Consider the following 21,329-nt stretch of genomic DNA (forward strand, 5'->3'; position numbering starts at 1 on the left):
ACGGTGGACAGTGATGGTCTGGTGGCCCCACACTGGATGACGGTGCCGGGCCGCGGTAACCCCGGGCTCCAACATTCAGCCGCTGCGAGCGGCCTTCCGCCGAGAGGCGTTCCCGGTCCGGCACCGCCCCCACCTCACTCCCCGGGTATCCTGCCCGTAATGGACTTCTCCCTTTCCCGCCTCCGCCGCGGACTGGCTCCGGACATGGCCAGTCTGGAGCACCTCGCCGCCCTCTCCGAGTCCCTCGGTGCCGCTGTGGACCGCGTGGCCCAGATGCTGGGCTCCACCACCGGCCAGTCCGCAGATCTCGAAGTCGCCCTGAACTCGATCGACGCCGACGCCACCTCGCGGCACATGGCCCTGATGACCAGCCTGCGCAGCGCCTTCATCTCGCCCCTGCCCCGGCAGGACCTCTACCAGTTCTCTGACCTGCTCAACCGCGCCGTGGAGCAGGTCTGCAACGCCGGTCTGCTGATCCGCGCCACCGAGCAGTTCCGCCTCCCGGCGCCCGCGATGGACCTGCTGGAGATCCTGGGGAGGCAGGCGGAGCTGTTCACCGCCGCCACCGGCCAGTTCCGCGATCTGGATGCCGTGGAGGAGACCTGGATCCAGATGCAGCGCGCCTGCAAACGCTCCGATCGCATCCTGACCACCTGGATCTCGGGCATGAGTGGGGATCTGCTGCAGCGCACCTACCACCAGCAGCGTGAGGTCGCGCACTCCTTGGAGAGCACCGTGGACACCCTGCGTGACCTGGTCAGCCACCTGGGACGCGTCCTGGTCCGGGAGTCCTGACCCCGTGGACCCGTTCGTGATGGTGATGCTGGTCATCACCGTGCTGCTGTTGACCACCCATGGTCTGGTGACCGGGATGCGTGACGCGCCCAACGCCGTGGCCCTGCCCGTGCGCACCCGCGCCCTGACCGCCCCGGCGGCCCTCTGGCTCGCTGCGGCCATGAACCTGCTCGGGGCGGTGCTGGCCGGCGGCATGGTCATGGTCGTCACCGAGGGCGTGCTGGACCTGGTCCCTGAGTCCAGCACCGGCCTGATGCTGCTGGCCGTCGGACTGCTGGTCTCCACCGCCTGGGCCCTGGGCGCCTGGTGGAAGGGGATGCCCATCTCCTCCACCCACGCCTTGACCACGGCCCTGGGCGGTGCCGCACTGGCCCTGTGGATCACCGGTGACCTGGACCGGGTCGACCATCAGCTGTGGGACATGCTCCTGGTGATCGTCCTGGCGCTGCTGATCTCTCCCCTGGCCGCCTGGCTGCTGGCCTGGCTGATCGTCACCCCGTCCGTGTGGATCAGCCGCAATGCCGCGCCCGGGGCCGTCAACCACCGCGCACGGATGACCCTGGCCCTCTCCGGGGCGGCGAACGCCTTGGGCCACGGCGTCCAGATCGGGCAACGCCTGGGGCTGCTGACCAGCCTGGCCCTGGCCAGCGCAGGACTCTCAGCGTTCGAGGGCTGGTGGATCCCGGTGGCCTGCGGACTGGTCCTGGCCGGCGGCACCCTGATGGGCGGTTGGCGGATCGCCCACACGCTCACCGAACGGCTGGTGCAACTGGACCCGATGCGCTCAGCCGTCGCCTCCGGCGTGAGTGCCGGGCTGCTCTTCCTGGGCTCGTTCGCCCTACACCTGCCCCTGTCCTCCACCCACACTGCAGTGGCCGCGATCGTCGGCGCCGGTCAGCGCCAGCCCTACACCGCGGTGCGCTGGCCGCAGGTGATCCGGGTGCTGCTCTATTCCCTGGCCACCGTGGTGGTCTGCTTCGTGGTCGCCCTGATCCTGGCGGCAGCGTTCAGCCCCCTGATCTGACCCAGCGGGCCAGCTCAGGGGGCTGAACGGAGAAGGTGAGGGGCGTCGTCGGGAATCAGCCGAAGCGGCCGGAGACGTAGTCCTCGGTCTGCTTGTTGGCGGGGTTGTTGAAGACGACGTTGGTGTCGTCGTACTCGATCAGCTTGCCGGGCTTGCCGGTCCCGGCGATGTTGAAGAACGCGGTCTTGTCCGCCACGCGAGCGGCCTGCTGCATGTTGTGCGTGACGATGACGACCGTGTACTCGTCCTTGAGCTCATTGATCAGGTCCTCCACGGCCAGGGTGGAGATGGGGTCCAGTGCCGAGCAGGGCTCGTCCATCAGGATCACGTCCGGGGAGACGGCGATGGTGCGGGCGATGCACAGGCGCTGCTGCTGGCCGCCGGAGAGACCGGAGCCCGGCTTGTCCAGGCGGTCCTTGACCTCTTCCCACAGGTTGGCTCCGCGCAGGGACTTCTCCACGATCGCGTCCGCATCCCCCTTGGACATGCGGGTGCCGTTGAGCTTGTGACCGGCCAGGATGTTGTCCCGGATGGACATGGTGGGGAAAGGGTTGGGGCGCTGGAAGACCATGCCGATCATGGTGCGCACCCGGACCGGGTCCACGCCGGGGCCGTAGATGTCCTCGCCGTCCAGCAGCAGCTGGCCCTCGGCGCGGGCACCGGGCAGCACCTCGTGCATGCGGTTGATGGTGCGCAGGAAGGTGGTCTTGCCGCAGCCGGAGGGGCCGATGAAGGCGGTCACCGAGCGGGGCTCGATGCTGATGTTCACGCCCTCGACCGCGAGGAAGTTGCCGTAGTAGACGTTCAGGTCGATGGCGTCGATGCGCTTGGACATGAGGTGGTTCCTTGTCTGTCTGTCGGTCGTTCGACGCGGCTCAGCGGCCGGTCTTCTTCGGCGCGAACGCCTTGGCGATGATGCGGGCGATCAGGTTCAGCGCCATCACGATGAGGATCAGCATCAGCGCTGCGGCCCACGCACGGTCGATGGAGGGGTCCGGGGCCTGTGCGGCCGACGGGAAGATCATCTGACGGTAGATGTAGACCGGCAGGGCCGTCATCATGTCGTCGAAGACGTTCCAGTTGAAGTTCGCGACGAACCCGGCTGTCACCAGGATCGGTGCCGTCTCACCGGCCACGCGGGCGATGGCCAGGGTGATGCCCGAGGCGATGCCGGAGATGGCGGTGGGGATGACGATCTTGGTGATGGTGCGCCACTTGCGCACACCCAGGGCGTAGGAGGCCTCGCGCAGCTCGTTGGGCACCACGCGCAGCATCTCCTCGGTGGAGCGGACCACCACGGGGATCATCAGCACGGACAGGGCGACAGATGCGGTGAAGCCCATCTTGACCATCTGCAGGTGGCGTGGCGTGTCACCGATGAAGGTGGTGATGACCAGCTCCATCAGGGCGAAGGCGAACAGACCGGCCACGATGGAGGGGATGCCGGTCATCACGTCCACGAAGAAGGTGATGGCGCGGGAGAACCAGCCCCCGCGGCTGTACTCGACCAGGAAGATCGAGGTGAGCAGGCCGATCGGGACCGAGATCAGAGCTGCGAACAGCGTGATCATCAGGGTGCCGACCAGGGCGTGGCCGAAGCCGCCGGCGATCGGACCCACCCCGCCCTCGCGCATGAACTTCACGTCACCGCCGGCGGCACCGCCCATGTCCTCCCAGAGCAGATGCGGGTTGGCGATCAGCGTGGAGAGGCCGTTGGCCAGCACGGACCAGATCACCGCGACCAGGGGGATCAGGGCGATGATGAAGGCCGCCCAGACCAGGTTCCGCCACAGACCGTCGGTGGCCTTGCGTCTGTTCTCCATCACCCGGGTGGTGATGTACATGCCCAGGACGTACAGGATCGCGGAGATGATCAGCCAGCCCACGATGTTGAAGTCCCCGCCGCCCATCAGGGCGACGATGCCTGCGCCGAGGACCAGGGCACCGGCCAGCACGGCGAGCCACACCCAGGAGGGCATCTGACCGGCGGTCAGGGTGGACTTCCCGCGGGGGCGGGGGGCGTTCTGCGTGCGCGCAGTCTCAGCTGCGTTCTGTGCGGTGTGTGACATCAGTTCGCTCCCGAGAATTCCTTGTGGCGGCTGACGATCCACCGGGCGATCATGTTGACGATGAGCGTGATGATGAACAGCATCAGGCCGGCGGCGATCAGCTCGCTCTGACGCATGCCGAACGCCTCCGGGAAGTTCAGCGCGATCTCCGACGGGATGGTCGTGTTGCCGGCGGAGATGATGTTCCAGCTGAACACACCCTGCGAGAGCACCATGGTCACGGCCATGGTCTCACCCAGAGCACGGCCCAGGGCGAGCATGATCGAGGAGATGATGCCGGCACGGGCGAAGGGGAAGACGGTCATCTTGATCATCTCCCAGCGGGTGGCGCCCAGAGCAAGGGCGGCCTCCTCGTGCAGCTTGGGCGTCTGGACGAAGATCTCCCGGCACAGGGAGGTGATGATCGGCAGGACCATCACGGCCAGCACGATGCTGGCGGTCAGCAAGGTGCGGCCGGTGGCCGAGTATCCATCGCTGAAGAAGGGGATGAAGCCGAGGTTCTCGGTGAGCCAGGCGTAGATGGGGCCCATCACCGGAGCCAGGATGAACATGCCGAAGGCACCGTAGACCACGGAGGGGATGGCGGCCAGCAGGTCGATCACATAGCCCACCGGGGTGGCGATGGCACGCGGTGCGTAGTGCGAGATATAAAGGGCCACGCCGATGGCCACCGGGGTGGCCAGCAGCAGCGCGATCGCTGAGGCGATCAGCGTGCCGGCCATCAGCGGCCAGACGTACTCGAAGAAGTTGTCGGCGCTCTCGATCGAGTCCTGGTCGGAGAAGACCTCCGGCGCCAGGGCAGGGAGGGACTCGGCCACCAGGAAGACCGCCACGAAGGCCAGGGTCACCAGGATGAGGATGCCTGCCGTCAGGGACAGGCCGGAGAAGACCTTGTCTCCCGCGGCACCGCCGCGCGGGGCTGTGAGTGAGCTCTTCCGTTGCGGCTCAACTGCGGATTCGGTCACCATGACACTCCAGAGGGATCAATGCGGTGGTCAGGCGGTCAGCCTGGAGGGGGAAGTGAGGCACAGTGTGTCACACGACGATGCAGTTGCCGGTCGAGGAACGACCGGCAACCGCATCACCACGGTGTCGACTGCGAGAGCAGTGGATCAGCCCTGGACGCCGATGGCGTCGATGGACTCCATGGCCTTCTCGCGGGTGGCCTCGGAGATCGGCGCGTTGCCCGCCACATCCTCAGCCGCGGTCTGGCCCTCCTCGGACACCACGTAGGTGGCGAAGGCCTTGGCCAGGTCAGCGGTCTCCTGGTCGGCGTACTTGTTGCAGTAGATGTGGTAGGACACCAGGACGATCGGGTAGACACCGGCCTCCTCGGTGGTGCGGTCCAGCTCCACGGCGCCGGCCTCGCCCTCCTCGGCGGTCTCCACGGCCTTGGCGGCGGCCTCGGCCGAGTACTCCACGTACTCCTCGCCGACCTTCACGGACACGGTGCCGAGCTGGCCGATCTGCGAGGCGTCGGCGTAGGTGATGGCGCCGTCGGTGGTGGAGGCCAGCTGGACCACTCCGGTGGTGCCCTGGGCGGACTCGGCGTTGATCTCGGAGGGCCAGGTCTCAACGACGTCGTACGTCCAGTTCTCCGGAGCGGCGGCGGTGAGGTACTCGGTGAAGTTCTCGGTGGTGCCGGAGTCATCGGAGCGGTGCACCACGGTGATCTTGGTGTCGGGCAGCTCGACGCCCTCGTTCTGCTCGGCGATCTTCGGATCGTTCCAGGTGGTGATCTTGCCGGCGAACACAGCCGCGATGGTCTCGGCGTCCATGTTCACGGTGTCCACACCCTCGAGGTTGAAGGACACGGCGACCGGGGAGATGTAGGCCGGAACGTGGAACACGCCGTCGGGACCGCAGACAGCCTCGGCCTCGGTGACCTCCTCCTCCTCCATCGCGGCATCAGAGCCGGCGAAGGAGTACTGACCGCCGATGAAGCCCTCGCGGCCGGAGCCGGAGCCCACCGGGTCGTACTGGATGGTCAGGCCGGGCTGGGAGTCGACGACACCCTCGGTCCAGGCGTTCATGGCGGACTCCTGCGAGGAGGCGCCGCCGCCGCGCAGTGTGCCCTCGACCTGGGCGACGGACTCGCCGTTGCCCGAGCCCTCGCCGGCCGGGGAGGTGGAGTCCCCGGAACCGGAGTCATTGCCGCCGCAGGCGGTCAGGGCCAGAGCGGCGATGGACAGGACGGCTGCGGAGCGGCCGAAGCGGAATGCCTTCACGGAAGTGCCTCTTTCGAGTATGGGATGACAGTGCGTCGAGTCCGTCCCGGCGAGCCGGAAGAGCGTGAGCACGCGCGGCAGGGGATGCCGACGGTCTCGATCCACACTGAAAGCTATGCGGGGCAGGTGAAGCCATGGTCCGCCGCAGGTGAACGACGGGTGAACTGTGAGACAGTCTGCTTGTGATGTCCGGCACGCTGGACTAGCGACCACTCCCCCGGCCAGCCCGCACTGCCTACGCTGGTCCCATGGACGAGCGCAGCGCAGGCGAGCAGAGCGAACAGCTGCCCCGCCGCGTCCGCGCCGGTGAGTTCCTGCGCCGCCGGGTGCGAGCCGGCGCCAGCCGAGTGCGCTCTGCCGTGGTGCCGGCCCTGATCTCCGCCGTCTGCGCCGTGGGCGCCTACGCCTTCGCCCAGAACGTGCTGGGGCATGACGAACCGCTGTTCGCGGCCACAGCGGCACTGATCGCCTTGGGCTTCAATCGCGACCCCAAGGTCCGCAAGGTGTTCGAGGTGGCCGTGGGCTGCACCCTGGGCATCCTGATCGGCGACCTCCTGCAGGCCGTGCTGGGGCAGGGCCTGTGGCAGGCGGTGGTCGTGGTGTTCACCTCCATCATGGTGGCCCGATTCCTGGACTCGGGCGCGGCGTTCACCCTGCAGATGAGCCTGCAGTCGATCCTGGTCGTCCTGCTGCCCGCCGCGGAAGGCGGGCCGTTCACGCGAAGCCAGGATGCCGTCGTCGGGGGTCTGATCGCCCTGGTGGTGACCCTGCTGTCTCCCCGGAGCCTGCACAAGGACACCGCCACGGGGCTGCGGGAGCTCTACCGGACCATCACCTCCGTCCTGCGGGACTGCGCTGAGGCGATGCGGGAGCATGAGTCACGCAGTGCGTGGATGGGCCTGGTGGCCTGCCGTGGGACCCAGACGGACCTGGAGAACCTGCACAAGGACGTGCGCAACGCCCGTGAGGTGGCCACCTACTCCCCCACCAAACGCGGGATGCGGCCCGAGCTGGATGCCACGGCGGTCACCGCCGAGAAGACCGACCTGGCCGTGCGCAGCCTGCGGATCGTGGCCCGGCGCGTGATCACCGTGATCGACTCCGCCCAGCTGGGAGAGGAGGGCATGCGGGCCCTGGCCGACTGGTTCGACGAGGCCGCCGACGCCGCCTCCATCCTCGGCCGTTCCCTCTCCGAGCCCAAGACCGCCGGCCGGCACCGCTCCCTCTCGGTGGCCCGGGACGCCCTCGGCTCGGCCGCCGCGCAGCTGGATCCGGCCGCTCTGGGCGCCACCACGCTGCATTCGGAGGCCCTGGTGATGCTGCTGCGGCCGATGATGGTCGATCTGCTCGAGGCCACCGGCGCCTCCCATGCGGAGGCCGTGTCCTACCTGCCGGACCTGGCCTGACCACAGCCGGGTGCGCACTGGGCTAACACGTCCGCCCGCATCACTACGCTGAGGTGATGGCCACCAAGTCGACGCGCAAGACCACCCCCGGATACCGCTGTGCCGAGTGCGGCTGGACCACCGTGAAGTGGGTGGGCCGGTGCGGGGAGTGCCAAGCCTGGGGCACGGTGGTGGAGGCCGGCTCCGACCCGACGGCGGGACGCACCACCGCCTCGGCAGTCACCTCCCCTGCCCCGAGGATCGGTGAGGTGGACGCCTCCCAGGCACGCTTCCATCCCACCGGGGTGGATGAGCTGGACCGGGTGCTGGGCGGAGGCATGGTCCCGGGCGCGGTGATCCTGATGGCCGGTGAGCCCGGGATCGGCAAGTCCACCCTGCTGCTGGACGTGGCCGCGCAGGTGGCCCGGACCCAGCGGCCTGACGGCGCCACCCGCCCCGTCCTGTACGTCACCGGGGAGGAGTCCGCCGCCCAGGTGCGGCTGCGCGCCGACCGGATCAGCGCCGTGGCGGACACCCTGTACCTGACGGCGGAGACCGACCTGGGCCAGGCGCTGGGACAGGTGGAGAAGACCGACCCGGCCCTGCTGATCGTGGACTCCGTGCAGACCCTGCAGTCCCAGGAGGTGGACGGCACTGCGGGCGGAGTCACCCAGATCCGGGAGGTGGCCGCCAGCCTGATCCGCGCGGCCAAGGAACGGAACATGACCACCGTGCTGGTGGGACACGTCACCAAGGACGGGTCGATCGCCGGACCGCGACTGCTCGAGCACCTGGTGGACGTGGTGTGCCAGTTCGAGGGAGAACGGCACTCGCGACTGCGGATGGTCCGGGCGGTGAAGAACCGGTACGGCCCCACGGACGAGGTCGGCTGCTTCGATCTGGGCGACACCGGCATCCGGTCCCTGGAGGACCCCTCCGGGCTCTTCCTCTCCGGGACCGCCACCCCGGTGGCCGGGACCTGCGTGACGGTGACTCTGGAGGGGCGGCGTCCACTGTTGGCCGAGGTCCAGGCACTGCTCACCGAGAGCAGCGGCGGCAGCCCGCGCCGGACCGTGCACGGCCTGGACACCTCACGGGTGAACATGATGCTGGCCGTGGTGCATCGCCGGGCGCATCTGAACGTGACCTCCAAGGACGCCTACGTCTCCACGGTGGGCGGAGTGCGGCTGAGCGAACCGGCCTCCGACCTGGCCGTGGCGCTGGCCATCGCCAGTGCACATGACGACACCCCCCTGCCGCACGGGACCATCGCCTTCGGGGAGATCGGTCTGGCCGGCGAGGTCCGACCCGTGCCGGGGATCGCGCGTCGCATCCGGGAGGCCGCCCGGCTCGGCTTCAAGCGCGCCCTGGTCCCCGTCTCACCCGAGGACCTGGGCACGCTCCCGGACGGGATCGAGGTGGTTCAGGTCTCCACGCTGCAGGAGGCGATCATGATCCGGACATCCTGGACCCCGCCGTCTCGGGATCGGCACGCACCCCTCACTGCAGGGTGAAGGCCACCGGCTGCGCGGTGATCTCCCCGAGGGAGACCACGAGCCGATAGGTGCCCGCACCCGGCGTGGAGGAGACCTCGGCGCATTCCGGGGCCGACCGGGTGCGGTCCCAGGTGAATCGCGCCGACTCCTGGACGCCCGGCTCCAGGGTCATCTGCACATCCTCCCCCTCGACCTGGCAGTCCTCCGTGGAGAAGATCCGGTCTGATCCGGACGTCACGGTGAAGACCTGCTGCGAGGTCCCCACGTTGGCCCGGCAGGGGTCTTCCCCCACGTTCTCGATCCGCAGCTCCAGGACCGGATCCTGCTCCACCGCGTACGAGGTCTGATCGGTGGCGCCGGAGACGCTCAGGTCCTGCGGCTGGCAGTCCTGGGCCACCGGGGTGGCCGAGGGCGACGCGGACGCTGTTGCGTCAGCCGAGGCGGAGGCGGACCCGGACTCCGAGACCGACGGTGACGGTGACTGCGTGCCGCTCGCCGTGGGGCTGGCGGATGCGGAGCCCGGCTCCTCGGTGGAGGGCTCGGGACTCGTGGGCGCATTCGAGGTGGGCGAGGCGGCCGGTGAGGAGCTCACCGTGGGTGAGGGGGCGTCGTCGGGATCCTCCTGGCTGCCGCCCAGCAGACTGCCGATCCAGACGACCAGACCGATCAGCAGGGCCAGCACCACCAGGGCGGCGAGGCCGGCGGCCAGACGACGCCGGCGGTACACCTCCGCCGAGGGACGCCCCGGCTGACGGTCCAGCTCCGAGGGGCCCCCGAACTCCTCCGGATCCTCCGCGGAGAGATCGTGGTCATAGGGATCGTCAGGGGGTGTGCCGGCCATGACTCCAGGGTAGAGAGCGCGCCGCAGGGTCGGCCGCTGGCACGCCGCAGGGCCGCCAGACGGCGTGAAGAGGACCAGAGCGAGCACTACTGTGGTGCCCATGCCTGAGCTCGGATCCCTGCCCACCTTGCACCGCAGGATCACGGACTGGTTCCACCATGAGGCCCGGGACCTGCCCTGGCGCGACCCGGACTGCGGCCCCTGGGGAGTGATGGTCAGCGAGTTCATGCTCCAGCAGACCCCAGTGGTGCGCGTGCTCCCGGTCTGGACCGAGTGGATGCGCCGCTGGCCCACTCCGGCCGACCTGGCCGCCGAACCCACCTCCGAGGTCATCCGCGCGTGGGGACGACTCGGGTACCCACGCCGGGCGCTGCGGCTCCAGGCGGCCGCCCAGCGGATCGTGGAGCAGCACGGCGGTGACGTGCCGGACACCGAGGCGGAGCTGCTGGCCCTGCCGGGAGTGGGCGCCTACACGGCCGCGGCGATCGCCTGCTTCGCCTTCGAGATCCCGACCGTGGTGGTGGACACCAACATCCGGCGGGTCCATGCCCGGCTGGTCTCGGGGCGGGCGCTGCCGGAGAAGTCGCTCACCCGTGCCGAATCCGCCCTGGCACAGACCCTCCTGCCCGAAGATCCCGGGACCGCGTGCGCCTGGAACGCAGGGGTGATGGAGCTCGGAGCCCTGGTGTGCACCGCTCGCTCGCCCCGCTGCGGTGAGTGTCCGGTGGCAGAGCTGTGCGCCTGGCGGACCGCCGGCATGCCTGAGCCTCACTATCAGCCGCGAGGCCAGTCCTGGGCCGGGACGGACCGCCAGCTGCGCGGGGAGATCATGGCGGTGCTGCGCGAGAACGGATCCGCCACTGGCTCTGAGCTGCAGAGCGTGGTCGCCTCCTCCGGTCGGCTCGGAGAGCACACGCCGGAGCCGGACCAGTGGCGGCGCTGTCTGTCCTCCCTGGTGGCCGACCAGCTGGCGGAGCGCCGACCTGCCGACGCAGACGACGACGGCCCCGAGACCACCTACAGCCTGCCCGGCTGAGGGGTCTGCGGGACCGTCGTCAGTGGCGCCTGGGATGCCCAGGCACGCAGGTCAACAGGTCACTTGTCGCCCTTGAAGGCGTCCTTGACATCCTCGACGGCGTTCTTGACCTTGCCCTTGGCCTCGTCGGCACCGCCCTCGTTCTTCAGACGATCGTTGTCCGTCGCCTCGCCGAGGCCCTGCTTGACGTTGCCCTTCGCCTCTTCGGCGTTGTTCTCAATGCGGTCTCCGACTCCCATAGGGAACCTCCTTGACCAGTTGCGGGGGCAACCCGGGTGTGGCCCCCTGGTGCCCCCGAGTCAATCACGGATGGACGCGAGACTGAAGATCCAGGATCATCCGGGTGTTGCCCAAGGTGTTCGGCTTGACGCGGGCCAGGTCGAGGAACTCGGCGACGCCTTCGTCGGTGGAGCGCAGCAGCTCGGAGTAGACCTCCGGATCCACCGCAGACTGGTCAGCCATCACCTCGAAGCCGTGGCGGGCGAAGAACTCGGTCTCGAAGGTCAGGCAGAACACCCGGTCCACTCCCAGCTGCACGGCGCGGTCGATCAGCGCATCCAGCAGCAGGTGTCCCACCCCGTGTCCACGCCACGCCGGGGCGGTGGCCAGGGTACGCACCTCAGCCAGGTCCTCCCACATCACGTGAAGGGCTCCGAAGCCGGCGATCTGGCCGTCCGGGGCCTGGACCACCTGGAACTCCTGGATGGACTCGAAGTAGACCACGGCCTCCTTGTCCAGCAGCACCCGCTGCTCCGCCAACGGGGCGACCACGGATCGGATGGTGGCCACATCGCTGGTGCGTGCCGGGCGCACGGTCAGTCCCTCGGTGGTCATCGCTCCAGTCTAGGTCTGCCGCTCGGACCCGGAGTCCACAGTGCTGCCCGCATGCACAGGACCCGTCCCCGGAAACCGGGAACGGGTCCTGATGTCAGGTCAGGCCGTGTGGCCTGAGCGGTGCGGTCGGTTCTGACTCGGTCTTACTTCTGGTCCTGCTGGTTCTCGCCGGCGTTGTCCAGGAACTTCTCCTGTGCGCCGTCGATCCCCTGGTTGACCTGATCCTGGTGCTGGCCCAGCTTCTCGCCGTGCTGCTCCTGCAGGTTGTCGACCTGCTCGTTGATCTGGTCTCCGTGCTGGTCCTTGATGTTGCCGAGGTTCTCTGCGAATGACATGGGCAACTCCTTCGATCGGGAACACGGGGCGTGGCCCTGTCTGCGGACCCTTCCCCGCACCGTCACCGCGACGGTCCCCCCAACCTAGGTCGGAGGGACCTGAGTGCGCCAGATCTCCGGACGAAAACGGAGACTGATTTCGCCCCCGGCGGACAGCCGCCGGGGGCGAAGGGTCAGGCGCTGTGCTGCTCCTGAGCAGGGTCGGACGGGGAGGATTCGATCGCCTCGCGGGCCGGTGCTGCCTCGACGGCCGGCTCGCCCTCCTCGGTCTTCTCGCTGCGGAAGCTGAGCTTGGCGGTCTCGCCCTCGCCCTCCACGCTGACGTGGATGGTGGAGCCGGGGAGGATCTCGCCGAACAGGATCTTCTCGGAGAGCTGGTCCTCCACCAGGTGCTGGATGGTCCGGCGCAGCGGACGAGCACCCATGGCGGGGTCGTAGCCGCGATCGGCCAGCAGCTCCTTGGCGGCGGTGTCCACCTCGATGACCAGTTCCTGCTCGGTCAGCCGCTTCTGCAGGCGGGCGATGAACAGGTCCACGATCTGCACGATCTCGTCCTTGGACAGCTGCGGGAAGACGATGACGTCATCCACGCGGTTGAGGAACTCGGGCCGGAAGTGCTGACGCAGCTCCTCCTGGACCTTGCCCTTCATCCGCTGGTAGCCGGTCTGGGTGTCCGAGGTGGACTGGAAGCCGGTCATCACGCCCTTGGAGATGTCCCGGGTGCCCAGGTTGGTGGTCATGATGATCACGGTGTTCTTGAAGTCCACCACTCGGCCCTGGGAGTCGGTCAGGCGGCCGTCCTCCAGGATCTGCAGCAGCGAGTTGAACAGATCCGCGTGCGCCTTCTCGACCTCGTCGAAGAGCACCACGGAGAACGGGCGACGACGGACCTTCTCGGTCAGCTGTCCACCCTCCTCGTAGCCGACGTAGCCGGGAGGGGCGCCGAAGAGCCGGGAGACGGTGTGCTTCTCCTGGAACTCGGACATGTCCAGGGTGATCAGGGCGTCCTCGTCCCCGAACAGGAACTCGGCCAGCGCCTTGGCCAGCTCGGTCTTGCCCACGCCCGTGGGGCCGGCGAAGATGAACGAGCCGGAGGGCCGGTTCGGATCCTTCAGGCCGGCGCGGGTGCGACGGATGGCCTGGGACAGGGACTTGATCGCCTCGTCCTGGCCGATGACCCGCTGGTGCAGCTCGGCCTCCATGTTCCGCAGGCGGTCGGTCTCCTCCTCGGTGAGCTTGAAGACCGGGATGCCGGTGGACTTGGAGAGCACCTCGGCGATCAGATCCTCGTCCACCTCGGCGATGCCGTCAGTGACGGAGGACCGCCACTCCTCTTCCTTCTGGGCACGCTCATCCTGGAGCTTCTGCTCCTGGTCGCGCAGGCGCGCGGCCCCCTCGAAGTTCTGGCCGTCGATCGCGGCCTCCTTCTCGGCACGCACGTCGGCGATGCGCGAGTCGTAGGCCTTGATCTCCGGCGGGGTGGTCATGCGCTTGATGCGCAGACGGGCACCGGCCTCATCGATCAGGTCGATCGCCTTGTCCGGCAGGAAGCGGTCCGAGATGTACCGTGCGGCCAGGGTGGCCGCGGCCTTGAGGGCGTCGTCCGTGATGGAGACCCGGTGGTGGGCCTCGTACCGGTCACGCAGCCCGCGCAGGATCTCGGTGGCCTCCTCCACGGAGGGCTCGTTGACCTGGATCGGCTGGAAGCGGCGTTCCAGCGCGGCGTCCTTCTCGATGTGCTTGCGGTACTCGTCCAGCGTGGTGGCGCCGATGGTCTGCAGCTCTCCACGGGCCAGCATGGGCTTGAGGATGGAGGCGGCGTCGATGGCGCCCTCCGCGGCACCTGCACCCACGAGCGTGTGGATCTCGTCGATGAACAGGATGATGTCACCGCGGGTGCGGATCTCCTTGAGGACCTTCTTCAGGCGCTCCTCGAAGTCACCGCGGTACCGGGAGCCGGCCACCAGTGAGCCCAGATCCAGGGTGTAGAGCTGCTTGTCCTTGAGGGTCTCCGGGACATCGCCGCGCACGATGGACTGGGCCAGGCCCTCCACCACGGCGGTCTTGCCGACGCCGGGCTCACCGATCAGGACCGGGTTGTTCTTGGTGCGGCGGGAGAGGACCTGCATGACCCGCTCCATCTCGTGCTCGCGTCCGATCACCGGATCGAGCTTGCCCTCACGGGCAGCGGCGGTCAGGTTGCGGCCGAACTGGTCCAACACCACCGAGCCGGCAGGGGATCCCTCCGACTGTCCGCCGGAGGAGACGCCGGCTCCGGCAGTCTCCTTGCCGCCGGCTCCGCCCTGGTAGCCGGAGAGCAGCTGGATGACGGTCTGGCGCACGCGGTTGAGGTCAGCGTCCAGCTTCTCCAGGACCTGGGCAGCCACGCCCTCGCCTTCGCGGATGAGTCCGAGCAGGATGTGCTCGGTGCCGATGTAGTTGTGCCCCAGCTGCAGGGCCTCTCGCAGCGAGAGCTCCAGCACCTTCTTGGCACGGGGGGTGAAGGGGATATGGCCGGACGGGGTCTGCTGCCCCTGGCCGATGGTCTCCTGGACGAGCTCGCGGACGGCTCCCAGGGAGATGTTCATCGACTCCAGGGCCTTGGCTGCGACGCCCTCGCCTTCGTGGATGAGTCCGAGCAGGATGTGCTCGGTACCGATGTAGCTGTGGTTGAGCATCCGCGCTTCTTCCTGCGCGAGCACCACCACCCGCCGGGCACGGTCCGTGAATCTCTCAAACATGGGCACACTCCTTGCTGACTGTGCCTCCGATGCTACGCACCCACACATGCCACCGGGCGACTGTTCGCCACTGGGAGAACAGCCGCCCGGAGGACGCCCGAACGCGCGGAACCGTCACGGTCCGGCGCATCGTCGATGCCCCGCGGCGGGGGCACCGGTCACTTCTTGGAGTTGCGGTAGGCCTCGACGATGTCGCGGTGCAGGCGACCTCGCTGGGAGACCTCGTAGCCGTTCTTCTGGGCCCATTCGCGGATCTTGGCGGCCTCGGTGGAGGGCGCCGGGGGCGCCACAGCACGAGCCTTCTTGATGTACGGCTTCAGGACACCACGCAGCTCCTTGGCATGATCGGCTGACAGGTCGATTTCGTAATGCCGTCCGTCAATCGCGAACTGAACCGTCTCATCGGCCGGCTGGCCGTCCAAATCGTCGACGAGAACCACTTCCACTTTCTGCGCCATGGATTCCTACTCTGTTGGTGGGTGAAGGATGGCGAACTCTCACCGTAAGAATCCGTTCGTTCCATTCGATGAGTTCAGCGAGACTTTCAACCCCCGATTATCGGCATCGGGCTCACCATCCACCTCATCGTATACAGATTCAGGTAATGAGGGAAACTCGCCTCGAGAATCCCGCCTCGGGCAACCGATCAATCCCCTCAGGGGAGAGCGATCGTGAATTCCCTTCAGAGACGGGGTTCGGAATCCGGTGTCTCACCCTGGTCACGCAGACGTGCCCATTCCTGGGCTTCGCGCTCCTCTGCGGCGGCCTTGGCGCTGCGCTCCCCGGCATCAGCGCGGAACAGCGAGCGCATGACGAGCCAGAAGATCAGAGCCAGCCCCACAGAAGGAGCCAGGACGGAGAAGTACTCCCAGAAGGTGTCCACGAGGTCAGGCCTCCGGCTTCAGCAGGGGGAACAGGATGGTCTCGCGGATGCCGACGCCGGTGAACAGCATCACCAGCCGGTCGATGCCCAGGCCGATACCGCCCATGGGCGGTGCCCCGTACTCCAGGGCCCGCAGGAAGTCCTCGTCCAGCTGCATGGCCTCGTCGTCACCGGCCGCGGCCGCCCGGGACTGCTGGGTGAGGCGTTCACGCTGGATGACCGGGTCGATCAGCTCGGAGAAGGCGGTCCCGCGCTCCATGCCGCCGATGATCAGGTCCCAGGCCTCGATCACGCCGGGCTCGGACCGGTGCTGGCGGGCCAACGGCTGGGCCGCCGGCGGGTAGTTGTAGACGAAGGTCGGGTCGATCAGGGTGGGTTCGACGATCTCCCCGAAGAGTTCCATGACCAGTTTCTCGGCACCCCAGGCGGGGTCCACGGAGACCTCGTGCTCGGCAGCCAGGGCACGCAGCTCCTCAGCGGGGGTGTCCGGAGTGATCTCCCGGCCCACGGCCTCGGACAGCCCCGGGTAGACGGCCAGCCAGCGCCATTCTCCATCCAGGTTGACGGTGCCGCGCGGGGTCTCGATCTGACGGCCGGCACCGATGGCGTCAGCGGCGTTGAGGATCATCTCCTGCATCCGCTCGGCCATGACGTACATGTCCGCCCACGCCTCGTAGGACTCCAGGGTGGTGAACTCCGGAGAGTGCGTGGAGTCCACGCCCTCGTTGCGGAAGACCCGGCCGATCTCGAAGACCCGGTCGATCCCGCCCACCACGGCGCGCTTGAGGTACAGCTCGGTGGCGATGCGCAGGGTCATGTCCTGATCGAAGGCGTTCAGATGGGTGCCGAACGGACGGGCCTGGGCACCACCGTGGATCAGCTGCAGGATGGGGGTCTCCACCTCCACGTAGCCGCGGTCCTCCAGGGTGCGGCGGATGGAGCGGATGATGGCGGCCCGGGTGTGGACCATCTGGCGAGCCTCAGGGCGCACGATCAGATCCGCGTAGCGCTGGCGGACGCGGGTCTCCTCATTGAGGTCGGCGTGCAGCACCGGCAGCGGACGCAACGCCTTGGAGGCCATCTCCCAGGAGTCGGCCATCACCGAGAGCTCTCCGCGGCGCGAGGAGATGACCTCACCCTGCACCACGAGGTGGTCGCCCAGGTCCACCAGGTGCTTCCACCGGGCCAGGGAGTCCTCGCCGACGTTGGCCAGGGAGACCATCACCTGCAGGCGCTGGCCGGACCCGTCCGAGCCTCCCTCCTGCAGCGTGGCGAAGCAGAGCTTGCCGGTGTTGCGCAGGAACACCACGCGGCCGGCGACCCCGACCTTCTCACCGGTCTCGGCACCAGGCTCCAGGTCCGGGAAGCGTTCGCGCACCTGCTCCAGAGAGTGGGTGCGCTGAACCGCCACCGGGAACGGGTCCTGACCAGCGGCCAGGATCTCAGCGCGCTTGTCCAGACGCACCTGGCGCTGGTCGCGGGACTCGGCACTCTGCTCGGCAGAGGCGGGGGCGGCGGGGGTCTGGGCAGGCTGGTTCTGGGTCGTCACAGTCGTCCAGTCTACGGGCGGACAGGGCGGCGGCAGCCCCGGGGGCGCCCCCGGGCCGGCCCCGGTCCCCAGCTGACCGACCAGGCTCACCAGATGGTGACGCGCTCCTCCGGCTCCATCCACATGGGGTCCCCGGGCTGCGTGCCGTAGGCCTCGTGGAAGGCGTCCAGGTTCTTCACCACCTGGTTGCAGCGGAATTCGTTGGGGGAATGCGGATCCGAGGTGATCCGGGTGATCGCGGTCTCGGTGCGGGTCAGCTGGCGCCAGCACTCGGCCCAGGCGGCGAAGAAGGCGCGGTCCTGCTCGGCGGCCCGCTCCTCCGGCGAGACCTGGTCCAGGGGATCCGAGGCGCTCTCCGGGGCGTCGTCGTCGGGATTCTCCTCCCGCCAGATGGTGAACGCCTGGTAGGCGATGCCCAGACCGCCCAGGTCGCCGATGTTCTCCCCCAGGGTGAGCCGGCCGTTGACCGTGTGGTCCGGGGCCTCGGCAGGACGCAGGGAGTCGTACTGGTCCACCAGGCGGGCGGTGCGCTCCTCGAAGGCGGCCCGGTCCTCGTCCGTCCACCAGTTCTTCAGCGAGCCGTCACCGGCGTAGTGGGAGCCCTGGTCGTCGAAGCCGTGGCCGATCTCATGGCCGATCACCGCGCCGATCGCGCCGAAGTTCTCAGCCGGGCTGCGCTCGGGGTCGAAGAACGGGGCCTGCAGGATGGCCGCGGGGAAGACGATGGCGTTCTCCAGCGGGGAGTAGTAGGCGTTGACCGTCTGCGGGGTCATGTGCCACTCCTCCGGGTCCGGGCCGGTCTCGATCTTGGCCAGGTCCCGCTCGAAGGCGAAGGCGGAGGCCGCGCGGACGTTGGCCACCAGGTCCGAGGGGTCCACGGTGAGCGCGGAGTAGTCGATCCACTTCACCGGGTAGCCGACCATGGGGGTGAACATGGACAGCTTCTCCAGCGCCTTCTGGCGGGTCTGCTCCCCCATCCACTCCAGGGTGGAGATGGAGCGGCGGTAGGCCTCCATCAACGTGTTCACCAGCCGGTCCATCACGGCCTTGTGGGTCTCCGGGAAGTGCTGGGCCACGTAGAGCCGGGCGATGTCCTCACCCACGGCACCGTTGGCGAAGGCCACCGCTCGCTTCCAGCGAGGACGGTCTTCCTCCGTGCCGGCCAGACGGCGACCGTAGAAGTCGAAGTGCTCCTCCTGGAACGCTGCGGCCAGGTACGGTGCACGCGAGCGCAGCAGCTGCAGGTCCAGCCAGAGTTTGAGGTCGGCCAGGTCGGTGTCCTCCAGCACCTGCTGCAGTCCGGTCAGGAAGTCCGGCTGCCAGACGACCACCTCGGCGCTGCGGTCCCCGTCCACGCCCACGCCGCGCAGCCAGTGCTCGGCCAGCGGGAACAGCTCGATCAGGCCAAACCGGTCCATCAGGTTGTAGCGGGCCACGGCGTCCCGGACCTTCACCACGTCCCAGTGGTGGGCGGCGATCCGGGTCTCCAGCTCCACCACGCGGTCCGCGTCCGCCTGGGTCTCCCCGGAGTCCCCGCCGATCCCGGCCAGGGTGAACAGCCGCGCCACGTGCACCCGGTAGGCGGCCAGGATCTCGGCGAACTTCTCCTCGCGGTAGTAGGACTCGTCCGGCAGTCCCAGTCCGTCCTGCAGCAGGTGCAGCAGCATCCGCTCGGGGTTGCCGGCGTCGTTCAGCGCACCGGTCTGCACCAGCCCGCTGATGCCCTGACGCTGGAACCGCCCGCTCAGCTCCAGGAAGCCGGGCAGGTCCGTGACGGTCTCGATCTCCGCCAGGTCCGCCAGGATCGGCTCCAGGCCACGTCCCTCGACCCGCTCCTCGTCCATGAACGAGGCGTAGAGCGCGCCGATCCGGCGGCGAGCACCGTCCTCGTCATGCCCGGCGGTGAACGGGCCGGAGGAGGTGTCAACCCCGGTGGCGGCGCTCTCGCACAGCCGCCGCACGGCCAGCTCAGAGGCGTCCCGCAGCTCTTGGAAGGACCCGTACGCACCCTGGTCAGCGGGGATGCTCACGGAGTCCAGCCACGCACCGTTCACGTGACGGAAGAGGTCCTCGCGGGCGGTGGGCTGGGCGTTCACGGTCTCGGTCACGAGTGCTCCTGGTACGGTCTCAGGGGTGCGGGCGATGCAGGGGCATCCGGCGGCGCTGGCGCTGGGCCGGCCGTCGATGCAGACCAGCGTCCGGCAGCCATGGCCACCGGACGCTGCAGTGTCTGACGATCCTAGCGATCCTCAGGGCAGGCGGAGGATCAGACCACCGAGGACAGACGGGCCAGGGAGTCCTCCATCTGGGACTCGCTGACCATGGGGAACAGGTTCTTGTCCAGCAGCTTCTGGTCGGTGACCTGCTCCCAGTCATAGGTGAGGGTGACCTCGGTGGTGTCCTGATCTACGGCCTGCAGGGTGTAGACCCACTGCCAGCCGCCGGGCACCTCGCCGGCCGGGGCGGGCTTCCAGCCGACCAACTTGTTCTCGTCGTACGCCACTACATGGTTGTCTGTCTGGTAATCCCCACCCATAGCCTCGGCGTGCATGTTCATGGTGAACACATCGCCGACCTGCTGGATCCGCTGGGACTTCTCGTCCGACCGGACCATCTCCGAGCCGTCGAACTCGTGGTGACGGGCCGGGAGGGTCAGGACGTCGAAAATGTCTTTGGCCGGGGCCTCGATGGTGCGGGTCACGCTCTGCTTCTTCTCGCCATGGGCGGTCTCATTGGTAGCCATGGTCCCAACCTAGCGGCTGGCCCGGACACGTTTTCAAGGGCACGACGACGGCCGGTCGCCTCTTGTGCCACCAGCGAACAGGTCCGCTGGGGTCCGGTGAGGGGACGAGCACGACTGGGTCAGGCGGCGGCCGCAGGCAGGATCATGTTGTCGATCAGCCGCACGGGCTGCACGGTGGCCGCGACCAGGGCCAGCGCCTCACGCTGCAGGGGCGCGGTCAGCTGGTCTGCGGTGAGCGGCTCCAGGGTGTCGTGGTCCACGACCTCCAGGTAGTCCAGGCTGGCGAGCGGCTCGGCCTCGATGATCCGGCGGGCGGCCTTCACGTCCAGGGGGCGCTCGGCCTCGGCAGCGTCCCGCAGGGACTGCAGGGCCCGAGAGAGCACCAGGGCGGCGTCCAGCCCGGCCGAGTCCAGGCGCGTGTTGCGGCTGGACAGGGCCAGCCCCTCCGGGGAGCGCACCAGGGCCACCGGGCGGATCTCCACCGGCAAGTCCAGGTCCTGGGCGGTGCGGCGCAGGATGGCCAGCTGCTGGGCGTCCTTCTGGCCGAAGTAGCTGCGCAGCCGGGCCGGAGCGGGGGCGTCCACGGGCAGGGCCAGGCCCCAGAGCTTGACCACCACGGTGCAGACGCCGTCGAAGTGCCCGGGCCGGGAGGCGCCCTCGAGCACGGCGCCCATCCGGCCGGAGCAGACCCGGATGATCGGCCCGTCCGGGTATCCGGGGTACATCTCCTCCACCGAGGGGGCGAACACCAGGTCACAGCCCTCGGCGCCGAGCAGGTCGGCGTCGGCCTCGAGGGTGCGGGGGTAGTGCTCCAGGTCGGAGGGGTCCCCGAACTGCAGCGGGTTGACGAAGACGCTGGCCACCACGATGTCGTTCTCCGCCCGCGCCTGACGCGCCAGGGCCGCATGACCGCCGTGCAGAGCGCCCATGGTGGGCACCAGTCCGACGGTGGGCGCCTCCAGCCCGTCCTGCACCGCCTGCCCCACGCACTCGGCGAGGGCCGCGCGGAACTCGGCCTTCGTCGTCGTGATCTGCGGCCGGGTCTGCCCCGCGGCCAGCGGGCGTGCCGTGTCCTCGAGGGTCAGGCCGGTGCCGGTGGGGACGGGGGTGCGGTCGGGGACGCGGTCGAGCGGAGTCACGGCTCGAGTCTAGGTCCCCGCAGGAAGGTGAGGACCATGCCCTCCAGGTCGCCGTGGGGGTTCGGGTCGGCCCCGGTCCGGAAGTCGGTGTAGCGGTGGGACGGTGGGGGCGCCGGTCTACGGGGACCAGTGAACCTCTCCCACCGTGGCCGCCGGACGACGCCGGTAAGGCGAGTGGCCGAGGTCGGAATGAATCCTCCGCGACGCCTCCTGGGGCGCCCAGGGGGCAGG

General features: G+C 68.7%; 20 protein-coding genes. 5 read left to right on the forward strand and 15 right to left on the reverse strand.

The window, feature by feature from the left end; all coding sequences use genetic code 11:
- Nucleotides 1-159 precede the first annotated feature (159 nt).
- Both BM355_RS11510 and BM355_RS11515 read left to right on the forward strand, forming a co-directional pair.
- Complete coding sequence (locus BM355_RS11510; RefSeq protein WP_091698712.1) at nt 160-795, forward strand: hypothetical protein; 636 nt, start codon at nt 160-162, stop codon at nt 793-795.
- The gene (locus BM355_RS11515) at nt 749-1,819 is read left to right on the forward strand and encodes an inorganic phosphate transporter (RefSeq protein ID WP_091698715.1); all 1,071 of its coding nucleotides are present in this window, start codon (nt 749-751) and stop codon (nt 1,817-1,819) included. The genes BM355_RS11510 and BM355_RS11515 overlap by 47 nt, the downstream gene beginning before the upstream one ends.
- A 55-nt stretch (nt 1,820-1,874) precedes the next feature.
- Here BM355_RS11515 and pstB read toward each other — a convergent pair whose 3' ends face one another.
- From pstB to BM355_RS11535, 4 genes are all read right to left on the reverse strand, one after another.
- Nucleotides 1,875-2,654: a phosphate ABC transporter ATP-binding protein PstB gene (pstB, locus tag BM355_RS11520; protein ID WP_091698717.1), complete on the reverse strand. Its 780-nt coding sequence runs from the start codon at nt 2,652-2,654 to the stop codon at nt 1,875-1,877.
- A 40-nt stretch (nt 2,655-2,694) separates the two neighbouring features.
- Nucleotides 2,695-3,888 carry a phosphate ABC transporter permease PstA gene (pstA, locus tag BM355_RS11525; protein WP_245760784.1) on the reverse strand — a complete coding sequence of 398 codons (1,194 nt, stop codon included), beginning with the start codon at nt 3,886-3,888 and terminating at the stop codon, nt 2,695-2,697.
- Nucleotides 3,888-4,856: a phosphate ABC transporter permease subunit PstC gene (pstC, locus tag BM355_RS11530; protein ID WP_091698720.1), complete on the reverse strand. Its 969-nt coding sequence runs from the start codon at nt 4,854-4,856 to the stop codon at nt 3,888-3,890. The genes pstA and pstC overlap by 1 nt, the downstream gene beginning before the upstream one ends.
- A 144-nt stretch (nt 4,857-5,000) precedes the next feature.
- Entirely contained in the window at nt 5,001-6,116 is a 1,116-nt protein-coding gene (locus BM355_RS11535; protein WP_091698723.1) for a phosphate ABC transporter substrate-binding protein PstS, read from the reverse strand.
- 248 nt (nt 6,117-6,364) lie between these two features.
- Between BM355_RS11535 and BM355_RS11540 the strand changes: the two genes are divergently transcribed.
- Together BM355_RS11540 and radA are read left to right on the forward strand one after the other, a co-directional pair.
- Nucleotides 6,365-7,522 (forward strand): FUSC family protein, encoded by a 1,158-nt coding sequence (locus tag BM355_RS11540; protein ID WP_091698725.1) that lies wholly within the window; start codon nt 6,365-6,367, stop codon nt 7,520-7,522.
- Nucleotides 7,523-7,578: 56 nt separating this feature from the next.
- On the forward strand, nt 7,579-9,015 hold the full coding sequence (radA, locus tag BM355_RS11545) for a DNA repair protein RadA (RefSeq protein WP_091698728.1): 1,437 nt from the start codon (nt 7,579-7,581) through the stop codon (nt 9,013-9,015).
- Here radA and BM355_RS11550 read toward each other — a convergent pair.
- Entirely contained in the window at nt 9,002-9,838 is an 837-nt protein-coding gene (locus tag BM355_RS11550) for a hypothetical protein (protein ID WP_245760786.1), read from the reverse strand. The two genes, radA and BM355_RS11550, sit on opposite strands and share 14 nt — an antisense overlap.
- A 100-nt stretch (nt 9,839-9,938) precedes the next feature.
- Here BM355_RS11550 and BM355_RS11555 point away from each other — a divergent pair, with 100 nt between their 5' ends.
- On the forward strand, nt 9,939-10,874 hold the full coding sequence (locus BM355_RS11555; protein ID WP_091698731.1) for an HhH-GPD family protein: 936 nt from the start codon (nt 9,939-9,941) through the stop codon (nt 10,872-10,874).
- A 59-nt stretch (nt 10,875-10,933) separates the two neighbouring features.
- Here the strand turns inward: BM355_RS11555 and BM355_RS11560 are convergent, their stop codons facing one another.
- The 10 genes from BM355_RS11560 to panC form a co-directional block, all read right to left on the reverse strand.
- On the reverse strand, nt 10,934-11,113 hold the full coding sequence (locus BM355_RS11560; RefSeq protein WP_091698733.1) for a CsbD family protein: 180 nt from the start codon (nt 11,111-11,113) through the stop codon (nt 10,934-10,936).
- A gap of 64 nt (nt 11,114-11,177) precedes the next feature.
- Nucleotides 11,178-11,708: an amino-acid N-acetyltransferase gene (locus tag BM355_RS11565; protein ID WP_091698735.1), complete on the reverse strand. Its 531-nt coding sequence runs from the start codon at nt 11,706-11,708 to the stop codon at nt 11,178-11,180.
- A gap of 143 nt (nt 11,709-11,851) precedes the next feature.
- A complete protein-coding gene (locus BM355_RS11570) occupies nt 11,852-12,043 on the reverse strand; it encodes a hypothetical protein (RefSeq protein WP_091698737.1) in 192 nt (63 codons plus the stop codon).
- 173 nt (nt 12,044-12,216) lie between these two features.
- Complete coding sequence (locus BM355_RS11575; RefSeq protein ID WP_091698739.1) at nt 12,217-14,784, reverse strand: ATP-dependent Clp protease ATP-binding subunit; 2,568 nt, start codon at nt 14,782-14,784, stop codon at nt 12,217-12,219.
- A 158-nt stretch (nt 14,785-14,942) separates the two neighbouring features.
- The gene (locus BM355_RS11580) at nt 14,943-15,242 is read right to left on the reverse strand and encodes a histone-like nucleoid-structuring protein Lsr2 (protein WP_091698741.1); all 300 of its coding nucleotides are present in this window, start codon (nt 15,240-15,242) and stop codon (nt 14,943-14,945) included.
- Between the two features lie 224 nt (nt 15,243-15,466).
- Nucleotides 15,467-15,667, reverse strand: a complete 201-nt coding sequence (locus BM355_RS11585) for a hypothetical protein (protein ID WP_091698743.1) — start codon at nt 15,665-15,667, stop codon at nt 15,467-15,469.
- A gap of 4 nt (nt 15,668-15,671) precedes the next feature.
- Nucleotides 15,672-17,216, reverse strand: a complete 1,545-nt coding sequence (gene lysS, locus BM355_RS11590; RefSeq protein ID WP_091698746.1) for a lysine--tRNA ligase — start codon at nt 17,214-17,216, stop codon at nt 15,672-15,674.
- Between the two features lie 86 nt (nt 17,217-17,302).
- The gene (locus tag BM355_RS11595) at nt 17,303-19,324 is read right to left on the reverse strand and encodes a M13 family metallopeptidase (RefSeq protein WP_091698748.1); all 2,022 of its coding nucleotides are present in this window, start codon (nt 19,322-19,324) and stop codon (nt 17,303-17,305) included.
- Between the two features lie 158 nt (nt 19,325-19,482).
- Nucleotides 19,483-19,959 (reverse strand): SRPBCC family protein, encoded by a 477-nt coding sequence (locus BM355_RS11600; protein ID WP_091698750.1) that lies wholly within the window; start codon nt 19,957-19,959, stop codon nt 19,483-19,485.
- A 119-nt stretch (nt 19,960-20,078) separates the two neighbouring features.
- Nucleotides 20,079-21,098: a pantoate--beta-alanine ligase gene (gene panC, locus BM355_RS11605; RefSeq protein ID WP_091698752.1), complete on the reverse strand. Its 1,020-nt coding sequence runs from the start codon at nt 21,096-21,098 to the stop codon at nt 20,079-20,081.
- Nucleotides 21,099-21,329 lie beyond the last annotated feature (231 nt).

The organism is Micrococcus terreus (genome assembly GCF_900116905.1).
Lineage (GTDB): Bacteria > Actinomycetota > Actinomycetes > Actinomycetales > Micrococcaceae > Citricoccus > Citricoccus terreus.

Bases quoted from the DNA above. Each gene is read 5' to 3' on its own strand.
- pstB (WP_091698717.1), bottom strand. From the start codon at position 2,654: ATGTCCAAGCGCATCGACGCCATCGACCTGAACGTCTACTACGGCAAC.
- BM355_RS11560 (WP_091698733.1), bottom strand. From the start codon at position 11,113: ATGGGAGTCGGAGACCGCATTGAGAACAACGCCGAAGAGGCGAAGGGC.
- BM355_RS11565 (WP_091698735.1), bottom strand. From the start codon at position 11,708: ATGACCACCGAGGGACTGACCGTGCGCCCGGCACGCACCAGCGATGTG.
- BM355_RS11580 (WP_091698741.1), bottom strand. From the start codon at position 15,242: ATGGCGCAGAAAGTGGAAGTGGTTCTCGTCGACGATTTGGACGGCCAG.
- BM355_RS11600 (WP_091698750.1), bottom strand. From the start codon at position 19,959: ATGGCTACCAATGAGACCGCCCATGGCGAGAAGAAGCAGAGCGTGACC.
- BM355_RS11575 (WP_091698739.1), bottom strand. From the start codon at position 14,784: ATGTTTGAGAGATTCACGGACCGTGCCCGGCGGGTGGTGGTGCTCGCG.
- BM355_RS11540 (WP_091698725.1), top strand. From the start codon at position 6,365: ATGGACGAGCGCAGCGCAGGCGAGCAGAGCGAACAGCTGCCCCGCCGC.
- BM355_RS11510 (WP_091698712.1), top strand. From the start codon at position 160: ATGGACTTCTCCCTTTCCCGCCTCCGCCGCGGACTGGCTCCGGACATG.
- BM355_RS11555 (WP_091698731.1), top strand. From the start codon at position 9,939: ATGCCTGAGCTCGGATCCCTGCCCACCTTGCACCGCAGGATCACGGAC.
- BM355_RS11570 (WP_091698737.1), bottom strand. From the start codon at position 12,043: ATGTCATTCGCAGAGAACCTCGGCAACATCAAGGACCAGCACGGAGAC.
- BM355_RS11550 (WP_245760786.1), bottom strand. From the start codon at position 9,838: ATGGCCGGCACACCCCCTGACGATCCCTATGACCACGATCTCTCCGCG.
- radA (WP_091698728.1), top strand. From the start codon at position 7,579: ATGGCCACCAAGTCGACGCGCAAGACCACCCCCGGATACCGCTGTGCC.
- pstA (WP_245760784.1), bottom strand. From the start codon at position 3,888: ATGTCACACACCGCACAGAACGCAGCTGAGACTGCGCGCACGCAGAAC.
- pstC (WP_091698720.1), bottom strand. From the start codon at position 4,856: ATGGTGACCGAATCCGCAGTTGAGCCGCAACGGAAGAGCTCACTCACA.